Source organism: Salmonella enterica subsp. diarizonae, from assembly GCF_008692785.1.
Lineage (GTDB): Bacteria > Pseudomonadota > Gammaproteobacteria > Enterobacterales > Enterobacteriaceae > Salmonella > Salmonella diarizonae.
The window spans coordinates 612,690-625,415 of sequence record NZ_VXJV01000001.1 but is presented as its reverse complement, the minus strand read 5'-3'; the positions used below and the strand labels follow the sequence as shown (position 1 = coordinate 625,415).

Annotated in this window: 9 protein-coding genes, 1 tRNA gene and 1 pseudogene; 4 read left to right on the top strand and 7 right to left on the bottom strand. The window is 51.9% G+C overall.

Annotated features, from left to right (window positions below; genetic code table 11):
• Positions 1 to 45 precede the first annotated feature (45 nt).
• Complete coding sequence (locus F4V72_RS03025; protein WP_136057990.1) at positions 46 to 2,064, bottom strand: FAD-dependent oxidoreductase; 2,019 nt, start codon at positions 2,062 to 2,064, stop codon at positions 46 to 48.
• A gap of 170 nt (positions 2,065 to 2,234) precedes the next feature.
• Positions 2,235 to 3,614: a putrescine aminotransferase gene (ygjG, locus tag F4V72_RS03020; protein ID WP_077918405.1), complete on the bottom strand. Its 1,380-nt coding sequence runs from the start codon at positions 3,612 to 3,614 to the stop codon at positions 2,235 to 2,237.
• A 429-nt stretch (positions 3,615 to 4,043) separates the two neighbouring features.
• Between ygjG and F4V72_RS03015 the strand changes: the two genes are divergently transcribed.
• Positions 4,044 to 5,564, top strand: a complete 1,521-nt coding sequence (locus F4V72_RS03015) for a methyl-accepting chemotaxis protein (RefSeq protein WP_053528760.1) — start codon at positions 4,044 to 4,046, stop codon at positions 5,562 to 5,564.
• Positions 5,565 to 5,967: 403 nt separating this feature from the next.
• Positions 5,968 to 7,533 (top strand): methyl-accepting chemotaxis protein, encoded by a 1,566-nt coding sequence (locus F4V72_RS03010; RefSeq protein ID WP_023246584.1) that lies wholly within the window; start codon positions 5,968 to 5,970, stop codon positions 7,531 to 7,533.
• On the opposite strand, the gene F4V72_RS03005 is transcribed toward F4V72_RS03010, so the two are convergent.
• Positions 7,530 to 8,177 carry a PadR family transcriptional regulator gene (locus F4V72_RS03005; RefSeq protein WP_088733696.1) on the bottom strand — a complete coding sequence of 216 codons (648 nt, stop codon included), beginning with the start codon at positions 8,175 to 8,177 and terminating at the stop codon, positions 7,530 to 7,532. The genes F4V72_RS03010 and F4V72_RS03005 overlap by 4 nt on opposite strands.
• A 232-nt stretch (positions 8,178 to 8,409) precedes the next feature.
• Between F4V72_RS03005 and F4V72_RS03000 the strand changes: the two genes are divergently transcribed.
• The gene (locus F4V72_RS03000; RefSeq protein ID WP_023246582.1) at positions 8,410 to 9,177 is read left to right on the top strand and encodes a siderophore-interacting protein; all 768 of its coding nucleotides are present in this window, start codon (positions 8,410 to 8,412) and stop codon (positions 9,175 to 9,177) included.
• 330 nt (positions 9,178 to 9,507) lie between these two features.
• Here the strand turns inward: F4V72_RS03000 and F4V72_RS02995 are convergent.
• Positions 9,508 to 9,583, bottom strand: a tRNA-Ile gene (locus tag F4V72_RS02995).
• A gap of 125 nt (positions 9,584 to 9,708) precedes the next feature.
• Between F4V72_RS02995 and mug the strand changes: the two genes are divergently transcribed.
• On the top strand, positions 9,709 to 10,215 hold the full coding sequence (gene mug, locus F4V72_RS02990; protein ID WP_136057991.1) for a G/U mismatch-specific DNA glycosylase: 507 nt from the start codon (positions 9,709 to 9,711) through the stop codon (positions 10,213 to 10,215).
• 113 nt (positions 10,216 to 10,328) lie between these two features.
• On the opposite strand, the pseudogene F4V72_RS02985 reads toward mug, so the two are convergent.
• The 3 genes and pseudogenes from F4V72_RS02985 to rpoD form a co-directional block, all read right to left on the bottom strand.
• Positions 10,329 to 10,471, bottom strand: a pseudogene (locus F4V72_RS02985) (IS4 family transposase); the annotation flags it as partial.
• A 19-nt stretch (positions 10,472 to 10,490) separates the two neighbouring features.
• Positions 10,491 to 10,613, bottom strand: a complete 123-nt coding sequence (locus F4V72_RS02980; RefSeq protein WP_023248593.1) for a transposase domain-containing protein — start codon at positions 10,611 to 10,613, stop codon at positions 10,491 to 10,493.
• 118 nt (positions 10,614 to 10,731) lie between these two features.
• Positions 10,732 to 12,714, bottom strand: coding sequence for an RNA polymerase sigma factor RpoD (rpoD, locus tag F4V72_RS02975; protein WP_072158662.1), 1,983 nt, complete (start codon positions 12,712 to 12,714; stop codon positions 10,732 to 10,734).
• Positions 12,715 to 12,726 lie beyond the last annotated feature (12 nt).

Here is a 12,726-nt window from a genome sequence, read left to right as displayed (position 1 = left end):
GACGGCGTAGGCCCGGTAAGCGTATGCGCCATCGGGCAAAAGTCGTTAAATCTCCAGCGCCAGTCGGGTGCCCTGGGCAATCGCCCGCCGGGCATCCAGCTCCATCGCTACATCGCATCCGCCAATAAGATGTACCGTTTTACCTGCGGCGCGTAACGGTTCCGCCAGCTCGCGGCGGGGTTCCTGTCCGGCGCAGATCACCACATGATCCACTTCCAGCAACTGCGGTTCGCCGCCGATCAAGAGATGTAATCCGTCGTCGTCGATCTTCTGGTAACTGACCGCCGGGATCATTTTCACGCCGCGCGCCAGTAACGTCGCGCGATGGAGCCAGCCGGTCGTTTTGCCTAATCCTTCTCCGGGCTTACCGGCTTTGCGTTGCAGCATGACGATTTGCCGTGGACTACGTGTCAGGCGCGGGCCTTCCGGGCGCAGACCGCCGGCCTGTAGCAGGCTGGTATCAATTCCCCATTCAGTACAAAATTCAGCAATATTTTGGCTGGTGGATTCGCCGTGCTGGCTCAGATACATGGCCGTGTCAAAACCGATCCCGCCGCAGCCGATGATCGCCACTCGCTTACCAACCGGCGCTTTATCGCGCAATACCTCCAGGTAGGTCAATGTCTTCGGATGATCGATACCGTCTATCGGCGGGCGACGCGGTACTATTCCGCAGGCGAGGATCGCTTCGTCAAACGGCTGAAGATCTTCTGCGTTCACCCGTTGGTTCAGTTTCAGCGTAACGCCAGTAACATCGATCATTCGACGGTAGTAGCGCAGCGTTTCGTAAAACTCCTCTTTACCGGGGATCTGCCTGGCGATAGTAAACTGACCGCCAATTTCACTATGGGCGTCAAATAGCGTGACATGATGACCGCGCGACGCGGCGTTAATCGCGAAAGCCAGCCCCGCCGGGCCTGCGCCGACAACGGCCAGGTTCTTTTTGCGTATGACCGGCGTTATCGGCATTTGGGTTTCGTGACAGGCGCGCGGGTTAACCAGACAGGAGGTCACTTTGCCGATGAAGATCCGATCCAGACAGGCCTGATTACAGCCGATACAGGTGTTTATCTCATCTGCGCGTCCGGATTGCGCTTTAGCCAGGAATTCGGCATCGGCAAGGAAGGGACGCGCCATCGACACCATATCGGCGTCACCGCGCGCCAGAATCGCCTCGGCGACCTGCGGATCGTTAATGCGATTGGTCGCGATCAGCGGAACCGACACATGACCTTTGAGTTTACGCGTCACCCAGCTAAAAGCGCCGCGCGGTACTGGCGTGGCGATGGTCGGAATTCGCGCCTCATGCCAGCCGATGCCGGTATTAATAAGGGTTGCGCCTGCGGCTTCAATGGCTTGCGCCAGTTGTACCGTTTCGTCGAACGTGCCGCCATTTTCCACCAGATCGAGCATCGACAGGCGATAGATAATAATAAAGTCGTTCCCTACTCGCTGGCGTACCGCGCGTACTACCTCAACCGCGAAGCGCATACGGTTGGCATACTCACCGCCCCATTCGTCATCGCGATGGTTAGTCCGCCGCGTGAGAAATTCATTAATCAGATAGCCCTCTGATCCCATCACCTCTACGCCGTCGTAGCCCGCTTCCCGCGCCAGTTGCGCGCAATGCGTGAAGTCGTCGATTAACTGCAATATTTCATCATGCGTCAGTTCATGCGGCGTAAAGCGGTTGATTGGCGCCTGAATTGCCGACGGCGCGACCAGGTGTGGCTGATAGCTGTAACGCCCGGTATGTAAAATTTGTAGTGCGATTTTACCACCTTGCGCATGTACGGCATCGGTCACTACGCGATGATGCGCTAATTGACTGCCATCGTTCAGCATCGCGCCGCCGGTCATGACTACCCCGGAGGGGACGGGCGCAATACCGCCGGTGACGATTAACGCTACGCCGTGTCGCGTGCGCTCGGCATAAAATGCCGCCAGGCGCTCTGCGCCATCAGGATGTTCTTCCAGACCCGTGTGCATCGATCCCATCAGCACGCGGTTTCTGAGAGTAGTAAAGCCCAGATCGAGCGGGGCGAACAGCGATGGGTAGCTCATAAGCATATCCAGTATGTAAAATTATTGTTATGTGGTCGGATGAGTTACTACTGTAGCCGTCACGAGGTAAAAGGGAAAAGGGGAATGTGGTGATTGTGATGGGATTCAAAAAAGAGGCCGCGACCCGGGGAAAACAGGCCGGATAAGCACAGTGTTATCCGGCATCGGTTTTAAACCTCTTCAACGCTCACCTGCATCGCCGCCAGCGCATTACGCGCTGATTTCAATACCTGTTCGCACAGTTCAATAGTTAGCGTGAGCGGTGGTTCGATACGAATTGTTTTCGCATTATTCAGCGTACCGGCGACCAGCACGCGTTGACGGAACATCTCACTGGCAAAACGGTAGCCCGTTTCGTTATCGACAAATTCAATGGCCATCAACATGCCTTTGCCGCGCGCATCATGCACCAGATTGGGATACTCACGCGCAAGTTGTCGAAAACCATCCAGGAGCGTATCGCCTTTTTGTTCCGCCTGGGCCGGGAGGCTTTGCTCCAGCAGGACGTTAATGGTCGCCAGCGCGGCAGCACAAGCCAGCGGATTACCACCAAAGGTGGTGGTATGCAGGAAAGGGTTGTCAAACAGAACCGAAAACACTTCTTCAGTAGCGATGGTAGCACCAATCGGCATCACGCCGCCGCCCAGGGCTTTAGCCAGACACAGAATATCAGGCTGCACATTTTCGTGCTCGCAGGCAAACATCTTGCCGGTACGCCCCATGCCGGTTTGTACTTCATCCAGAATCATCAGCGCGCCGAATTCATCGCAGAGTTTACGTACTTCTGTCAGGTATCCCTGCGGCGGCAGGATCACGCCGCCTTCACCCTGAATAGGCTCCAGAATCACGGCTGCTATCTCGTCACCTGTTTTTTTGCCTTCGCTAAATGCCATGCGCATAGCGTCGATATTGCCAAACGGCACATGGCGGAAGCCCGGCAATAAAGGCATAAAGGGTCTGCGGAAGGCGGATTTGGCCGTGGCGGAGAGCGCGCCCAGGGATTTGCCGTGGAATGCGCCGCTGGTGGCGATGAAGGTAAATCTGCCGCGCGGCGACTGATACGCTTTTGCCAGTTTTAACGCCGCTTCGACGGATTCGGTGCCGCTGTTGCAGAAAAAGCTGTACTTGAGTTTCCCCGGGGTCAGCGCCGCCAGCGTTTTTGCCAACATCGCCCGCAAGGGGTCAAGTAACTCCTGGCTGTGGAGGGGTTGTTTTGCGAGTTGATTCTGGACGGCGGATACCACAACAGGATTACGGTGCCCCACGTTAAAGATACCAAACCCTCCAAGACAGTCGATAAACTCCTGCCCCTGGGTGTTGACAAGCGTATTTAAACTGCCCGCTTGCCACTCTACGGCTCCGTAATCCCCGCCGGCGGTAACAGATTTCCGGTATTCCAGAAATCCAGGATTTACATGCTCTTTAAAGTAGTCAATGACCTCTCGATTTAGTGCTTTCATTTCCTCATGGTTTAGCGTTCGCTTCTCAATGAGATTCAGTGCGTGCGCGCTACAGGCCAAAGCCGATGCGCTGGAAGGTAACCTGTTCAAAATGAGCTCCAGAGGGCCGTGTATCACATGATACTGAATTAAGTATTGCAGGGATTAGCGCGTGCCAAAGTCCATAGTGAAAATCAGGATAAACACCAGGAATAATCACTTTTCAACAACATTTAATATCATTAATTAACAATTGGATGCATTTTGTGCAGATCTTGTTTTACGGTTTACGCTTTGTTGCGTTAGCGGCGGCGTTAAAAAAAGGTGAGCCAGGACAGATTTTAAAGAAAAAGATTGCCCACGCTAAACAATTTCATAATGAAAATAATGCGCAGGATGACGTAAAAATCGTACAAATATTAAGGATTAATTGCAAATTGCGATCCAGGTCAATTTTAACAACTAAAGATAAATAGATTAGCGCCGAAATAACATTTGAGAGAAAAATTAACATACAGATAACCTGCACAGGACGCTATCATGTCTTCTCATCCCTACGTCAGCCAGCGAAATACTCCGCTGGATGATGATACCACTTTGATGTCTACGACCGACCTGGAAAGCTATATCACTCACGCCAATGACACCTTTGTCCAGGTGAGCGGCTATCAGTTAAACGAGTTGCTGGCGCAGCCACATAATCTGGTGCGCCATCCGGATATGCCAAAAGCTGCCTTCGCAGATATGTGGTACACCCTAAAACAGGGAGAACCGTGGAGCGGCATTGTGAAAAACCGACGTAAAAACGGCGACCATTATTGGGTACGGGCCAACGCAGTACCGATGATACGTGAAGGGCGTATGACGGGATATATGTCGATTCGTACCCGCGCCACGGATGAGGAGATTGCCGCCGTCGAGCCTTTATATCAGGCGCTGAATGAAGGGCGGTGTAATAAACGTATTCATAAAGGACTGGTGGTTCGTCAGGGCTTGCTGGGCAAACTGCCCGCTATGCCTGTTCGCTGGCGAGTACGTAGCATTATGGGGCTAATGGCAGTGATGCTGGCGTTGGCGATGTTCTATACGGATGCGTCATGGCAGGCGTTGCTGATAGGCGAGTTGGCAATGCTGGCAGGTACGGCGCTGTTTGAATGGCAAATTGTGCGTCCCATTGAAAATGTGGCGACGCAGGCGCTGAAAGTGGCGACCGGTGAACGCAACAGCGTACAACATCTTAATCGTAGCGATGAGCTGGGGCTGACGCTGAGGGCAGTGGGGCAGCTTGGCTTGATGTGCCGCTGGCTGATTAATGATGTGTCAAGTCAGGTCTCCAGCGTCAGAAACGGCAGTGAAAGGCTGGCGAAGGGTAACGATGATCTGAATAAGCACACCCGTCAGACCGTGGAGAATGTTCAGGAAACGGTAACGACCATGAACCAGATGGCGGAGTCTGTGAAGCTCAATTCCGAGACGGCTTCCGCTGCGGATAAGCTTTCCATGGCGGCCAGTAGCGCGGCGACTCAGGGAGGCGAGGCGATGGCTACAGTCATTAAAACGATGGATGATATCGCTAACAGTACGCAACGTATCGGGACGATCACCACGCTAATTAACGATATCGCTTTTCAGACGAACATCCTGGCGCTGAATGCCGCGGTAGAAGCGGCGAGAGCGGGCGAGCAGGGGAAAGGGTTTGCAGTGGTTGCTGGCGAGGTGCGCCATCTTGCCAGCCGCAGCGCTAACGCGGCGAACGATATTCGTAAATTAATTGATGCCAGCGCAACAAAGGTGCAGTCAGGCTCCGGGCAGGTTCACGCCGCAGGTCGTACTATGGATGACATTGTAGCCCAGGTGCAAAATGTCACCCAGCTTATTGCCCGCATCAGTCAGTCGACGCTGGAACAGACAGATGGACTCTCCAGCCTGACCCGCGCAGTGGATGAGTTGAACCGCATAACCCAGAAAAATGCGGAGCTGGTGGAAGAGAGCGCACAAGTGTCGGCAATGGTAAAACACCGTGCCAGCCGGCTGGAGGATGCGGTCACGGTGCTGCATTAAGTTTATTTGCAGGTGACAGCCGTACTGACGTCCGCCCGGCAGCAACAGGCCTACCGGGCGGATGCGCTCTGATAGAGGAAGGTTTCTGCCGTCATAGAGAGTACCAGTCACATATACCGTTAAAAATCATGTAAATAAATTTTAATATAACTGTTATTTTTTCTCTTCTGTCTACCTATTTAGAGGTGCCAGCTTGGTTAATTAATTAGAAATGGTTAACCTTTTAGCATATTTCTTTCATTATGAGTGTCAATTCATATCACTATTGGCTCATTTTTCTGTAATCGATAAAATTTATTTACTAATAATGTTCCGAAATAAAAAACGATCAATATCATAAAGTTAGTAACATTTTTGCCGATAAACCTTCCTGTATGAGGATATGCAATCCCAGGGAGAAAATATGTTTTTGCATAACATTAAAATACGTTCGAAATTATTTATTGCCTTTGGTTTATTCATTGTACTCATGGTAGTGAGTTCCGCTCTGTCTTTGTTTAGCCTTGATCGGGCTAATACAGGTATGCAGAACATTATTACCAATGATTATCCCACCACGGTGAAAGCCAATCTGTTAATCGATAATTTTAATGATTTCATCATCGCGCAGCAGCTCATGCTACTGGATGAGGAGGGGCGCTGGAGCCAGAGTTCGCAGAAAGAGCTGGATGAGATAAGCCAGCGTATTACGGCGCTACTGGATGAGCTTTCCAGCAATCGTCACGATGCGGCTTCGCAGAAAATCATTACCGAGATCCGTGAAGCGCGCCAGCAATACCTGGAGTCCCGATTCCGTATTTTGCAAGATATTCAAAGCCATAATCGTCAGGCGGCCATTCAGGAGATGATGACCAGAACGGTGCAGGTGCAAAAGGTCTATAAGGATAAAGTTCAGGAGCTTATCGCCGTTCAGGATGCGCAGATGCACAACGCGGGCGTGCAGGTCGAAGGAGATTTTAAAACTAACCGGACGCTGTTAATTACCCTGGCGCTGATAAGCATCGCCGCCGGATGCGTAATGGGATGGTATATCGTACGTTCCATTACCCGACCGCTTGATGAAGCGGTACGCTTTGCCGAGGCGATTGCCGATGGCGATCTGACTCGCCATATCACCACCGACTATAAAGATGAAACGGGCGTGCTACTGCAAGCGTTGATGGCGATGAAAACGCGTCTGTTGGATATCGTACAGGAAGTGCAAAACGGTTCGGAAAGTATCTCCACGGCGGCGGCGCAAATTGTCGCCGGTAACCAGGATTTGGCGGCGCGTACGGAAGAGCAGGCCAGCTCAGTTGAAGAAACGGCGGCGTCGATGGAACAGATTACCGCCACGGTTAAAAATACGGCTGATCATACCAGTGAAGCGACCAAACTCTCTGCCGGCGCCGCCAGCGTGGTGAAAAACAACGGTGAGATGATGAATCAAGTGACGCAGAAAATGCGCGTCATTAACGATACGGCAAATCGTATGTCGGATATCATCAATATCATTGATTCCATTGCCTTTCAGACCAATATTCTGGCACTGAACGCGGCGGTTGAAGCGGCGCGCGCGGGCGAACATGGGCGCGGTTTTGCCGTTGTCGCGGGGGAGGTTCGCCAGTTGGCGCAAAAGAGCGCCTCGTCGGCCAGTGAAATCCGTAATTTGATTGAAGATTCAACCAGTCAGACCCAGGAAGGTATGCAACTGGTGGAGAAAGCCAGCGCCCTGATTAATGGCATGGTGGACAACGTCGAAGAGATGGATGTGATATTACGTGAGATTGGGCAGGCCAGCCGCGAGCAAACTGACGGTATTTCGCAGATTAACAGCGCGATTGGCCTGATTGACGCCGCCACGCAACAAAACTCCTGCCTTGTGGAGGAGTCTGTTGCCGCCGCGGCGTCGCTGAACGAACAGGCGTTACATTTAAAAGAGCTGGTTAACGTGTTCCGCGTCCGGGAAGAGGACGCGCAGCCTGCTTAATCCAGTTCGGCGATCTCCAGCGCCGCGCGATCAATCACGCCGATAATGCGTTTGATTTGCGCGTCGTTGATATCGCTGTGGTTTATCCGCAGATCCAGCACGGCCTTGAAGTTATCCAGCGCCCGCTTCATCTGCGGATTTTTACGTAACTCCATGCCGACGCAACGGGCTTTTAGCCGCGTCTGAATATGCGTCAGATGTTCGCGATTTTCATCAAGCCATTGCTCGCCCTTCGCGGTAATCGCGATTTTCTTCCGCCCGCCTTCTTCGTCGCTAATAGTGATAAATTGCTGGTCCTGTAAAAAATCCAGCGTAGGGTAGATCACGCCGGCGCTTGGCGTATAGCCGCCCCCCGTCAGGTTTTCTATCGCTTTAATCAGTTCATAGCCGTGGCTGGCGTCCCGGGTCAGGATATCAAGGATGACCAGCCGAAGTTCGCCGTGGCCAAAAAATCTCTGACGCCGGCCGCCGCCCCGTTCATGACGGCCGCAGCCGTGTCCGTGACGGTGTTCGCCGCCGCAACTGGCGTTCTCATGCTGATGCGCGCTATGGCAGCCTTCATGCTGATGTTCCCGATCTTTACAGCAGCCATCGTGCTTATGCTCCCGGTTTTTGCAGCACCCTTCATGTTGATTTTGCATCATTGCCTCCTGCTTATTTAGATATATCTAATTTATATCTAAGTGTTGGCTTTTAGCAAGGCTAAGATTGTTTTTTATTATAATTTATTAATTTATAACGATTTATTTTTTAAGTGGTGAGTAACGAAGCGCAGCAAGAACACTATCAAAAAACAGTTGCATTTTTCATGATTAACAATCATTATCATTTAAAACTTTAATTTAGATATATCGTATTATTTTACGAAGGCAAAAAATGACGACATCATCTGTACGCTATCCACAGCGTGTTCGTAATGAATTGCGTTTTCGCGAGCTGACCGTTCTGCGGGTAGAACGTATTAGCGCAGGATTTCAGCGGATCGTACTTGGCGGCGAGGCGCTGGAGGGTTTCACATCCCAGGGCTTTGACGATCACACGAAAGTCTTTTTTCCTGAGCCAGGCAGCCACTTTACGCCCCCGACAGTCACTGAGGAAGGCATTATCTGGGGGGAGGGTGTTCGTCCGACCTCCAGGGATTACACGCCGCTGTATGATGAGGCACGTCGCGAGCTGGCGCTGGATTTCTTTATCCACGATGGCGGCGTAGCCAGCCGTTGGGCAATGGAAGCGCGTGAAGGCGATATACTGACGATTGGCGGGCCGCGCGGGTCGCTGGTGGTGCCGGAAGACTATGGCTGTCAGGTTTATGTCTGCGATGAGTCCGGTATGCCCGCGCTGCGTCGTCGTCTGGAATCGCTTAGCCGTCTGCCTGCACGTCCCGCAGTAACCGCGCTGGTGAGCATTCAGGATGCGGCATATCGCGATTATCTCGCCCATTTGGCGGACATGACTGTGGAGTATGTTGTTGGCGGCGATGAACAGGCAATACAAACGCGCCTGTCGCAGCTGATAATACCAGAATCAGACTATTTCATCTGGATTACTGGCGAAGGCAAGACGGTGAAACGTTTAAGTCAGCGCTTTGAAATTGGGTTTGATCCACACCTGGTACGTGCGGCAGCCTATTGGCATCGTAAGTAACTGTAGAGGCGTTAACCCCCGGTCTCTCATCCCGCAGATGGACGTAGCATGAACCAGGCAAGTTGGCATTCGCGCGCGAAAATTTGCTTTAACGCTCGAATCTCATGTTTCCTGGCCTTAGCTTTTCGACATCCGTCTAGCAACTCTCTGAGAATGAAAAGACAAATAGCAACAAAAGCGGATGCGGGGATGAGAGAACTATTTGTCAGAAGGCTAAGCCAATCATATGGCAATAGAGTATTTACCGCCATTTTATCGTCACTTTGAGATTGAGAAATAAAAAAGCCACTCTTTCGAGTGGCTTAATTATATGATTTTAAAGCTAAAATTTGGTGGCCCCTGCTGGACTTGAACCAGCGACCAAGCGATTATGAGTCGCCTGCTCTAACCACTGAGCTAAGGGGCCGTGGCGGTGGATTATAATGTAACTTTACGCAGCAATCCAGCCATAACCGTGCGGGTGCTGTTTTTATAAACAATGTATTTTCAAACCGTTATACTTAAAGAACATTGTATTGCTCAGGAGTGATAATGGTTAAGGACATACTGGTGCCAGGGCTACGGGTGGTTTTTTGCGGCATCAATCCGGGGCTCTCCTCGGCGAATACCGGCTTCCCGTTTGCTCATCCTGCGAATCGTTTCTGGAAGGTTATTCATTTGGCTGGTTTTACCGATCGACAGTTGAAACCGGAGGAGGCGGAAAAATTACTGGATTTTCGCTGCGGGGTAACGAAATTAGTCGACCGACCGACTGTTCAGGCGACAGAAGTGAAGTTGCATGAGTTACGTAGCGGCGGGCGAAGCCTGATTGAAAAGATAGAGGATTACCAGCCTGCGGCGCTGGCGGTGCTTGGTAAACAGGCTTTTGAACAGGGATTCAGCCAGCGCGGTATCGCCTGGGGTAAACAAAATATCGCCATTGGCGCGACGATGGTGTGGGTATTGCCGAATCCCAGCGGTTTAAACCGTATTAAAACGGAAAAACTGGTCGAAGCTTATCGTGAGCTGGATCAGGCGCTCATTATGCGTGGGCTATAACAATGTTGAATGAGGACGCGAATACTCGCACTTTGTAAAAATTTTGTAGGCCAAATAGGGCGCTTGCGCGTGACCTGATAAAAAACGCCAGCTCGCGGTGTAATGCCAGCCAGTTAAGCAACTGACTGGTCCTTTTTCGGGGCTGTGGGGTATTTCCAGGGCCTCTCTTTTACCACCCTCGGGAAGGCTCTTTCCCTTCTTGTCGGTAACTTCAGCTTTCCAGGTCAGGCATCAGTTCCGGGATGCGGCCCGACGATGGCTGTCCAGACGATTTACTATCTGATGAAGGGGGGAAGCGCCATACCGACAATGCACCAGACCATCATTTCCAGCGACAGGCGACGTTTGCGCAGGGAGTCGTAACGTGATACCAGATCAAAAGCCTGTCCAATGTGCATAAAAAAATCCGGAAACGGGTGAGCATCTCCGGATTCTTACATAGCCACTGGATCGGTAAACCGATCCTTAACTGATCGGCATTACACCTCGCGGTGGTGTTTATACGTGTACGGCGAATTAATCGTCGAGGAAGCTGCGCAGCACTTCAGAACGGCTCGGATGGCGCAGCTTACGCAGCGCTTTTGCTTCGATCTGACGGATACGCTCGCGAGTAACATCAAACTGTTTACCCACTTCTTCCAGCGTATGGTCGGTGTTCATATCAATACCGAAACGCATACGCAGCACTTTCGCTTCACGGGCGGTCAGGCCAGCCAGCACATCGTGGGTGGCGGCACGCAGGCTCTCGGTGGTGGCAGAGTCCAGCGGCAGCTCAAGGGTGGTATCCTCGATGAAGTCCCCCAGATGCGAATCTTCATCGTCGCCGATCGGCGTTTCCATGGAGATCGGCTCTTTGGCGATTTTCAGCACCTTACGAATTTTATCTTCCGGCATCAGCATCCGTTCAGCCAGCTCTTCCGGCGTTGGCTCGCGGCCCATCTCTTGCAGCATCTGCCGGGAAATACGGTTGAGTTTGTTGATGGTCTCAATCATATGCACCGGAATGCGGATAGTGCGCGCCTGATCTGCGATAGAGCGGGTGATCGCCTGACGAATCCACCAGGTAGCGTAGGTGGAGAACTTGTAGCCGCGGCGGTATTCAAATTTATCGACTGCTTTCATCAGACCGATGTTGCCTTCCTGAATCAGATCGAGGAATTGCAGACCGCGGTTGGTGTATTTCTTGGCGATAGAGATAACCAGACGCAAGTTCGCTTCAACCATCTCTTTCTTCGCACGACGGGCTTTCGCTTCCCCGATGGACATGCGACGGTTGATGTCCTTCACCTGTTCGATGGTCAGGCCGGTCTCTTCTTCAATCTGCCGCAGTTTTTGCAGACAGCGTTGCACTTCTTCCGCGACATCGTGCAGTTTTTCCGACCACGGTTTGTTCATCGCGATGGCGGCGTTGAACCAGGTTTCGCTGGTTTCGTTGCCGGTGAACAACGTGATAAAGTTTTTCTTCGGCATTTTGCACTGCTCGACGCAGAGCTTCATGATCAGACGTTCCTGCGTACGAACGCGATCCATCATCACGCGCATACTGTTGACCAGGTAGTCGAATTGCTTCGGTACCAGACGGAACTGTTTGAACACTTCAGACAGCTTCAGAATCTCTTCCTGCGCGGCGGCATGACTGCGGCCTTTCGCTTTGATGGTATCGCGCGTGACGACGTATTGCGCGCGTAGCTCTGCGAATTTTTCGCGTGCCAGTTCAGGGTCAATGCTGTTGTCGTCATCGGCGGCATCATCGTCGCCGTCTTCTTCATCTTCGTCTTCGTCATCATCCAGGTCTTCCTGGGAGAGCTCAGAGCCGACGTGAGTTGCGGTCGGCGCCATATCTTCTTCCGCGTTCGGATCGACAAAGCCGGTGATAAGATCGGACAGACGGGCCTCTTCAGCCTCAACGCGATCGTACTGTTCCAGCAGATAGGTAATGGCTTCCGGGTATTCGGCAACGGAGCATTGAACCTGGTTGATCCCGTCTTCGATACGCTTAGCGATGTCGATTTCGCCTTCCCGGGTCAACAGTTCAACAGTGCCCATTTCACGCATATACATGCGTACCGGGTCAGTCGTACGACCGATTTCAGACTCAACACTGGACAGAACTTGTGCAGCAGCTTCTTCCGCATCTTCATCGGTGCTGGTGGTATTTTCAGCCAGCAGCAGATCATCGGCATCAGGCGCTTCTTCCATCACCTGAATACCCATGTCGTTGATCATTTGGATGATATCTTCAATTTGATCTGAATCGACGATATCTTCCGGCAGATGGTCATTGACCTCGGCATAGGTCAGATAGCCTTGCTCCTTACCACGGGTGACAAGAAGTTTCAGCTGTGACTGCGGGTTTTGCTCCATAAGACGGTATCCACACTTATTCGTTTGATTGGTGTCGACGGTATAACTGTCGACATTTAAAGCGAGGGCATACTTATATTTTGGCCGCTGCCTCTCACTGCGGCTGTCGGGGGCTTCCCGATTGATATGCGGCATTTAAGCCGTTAA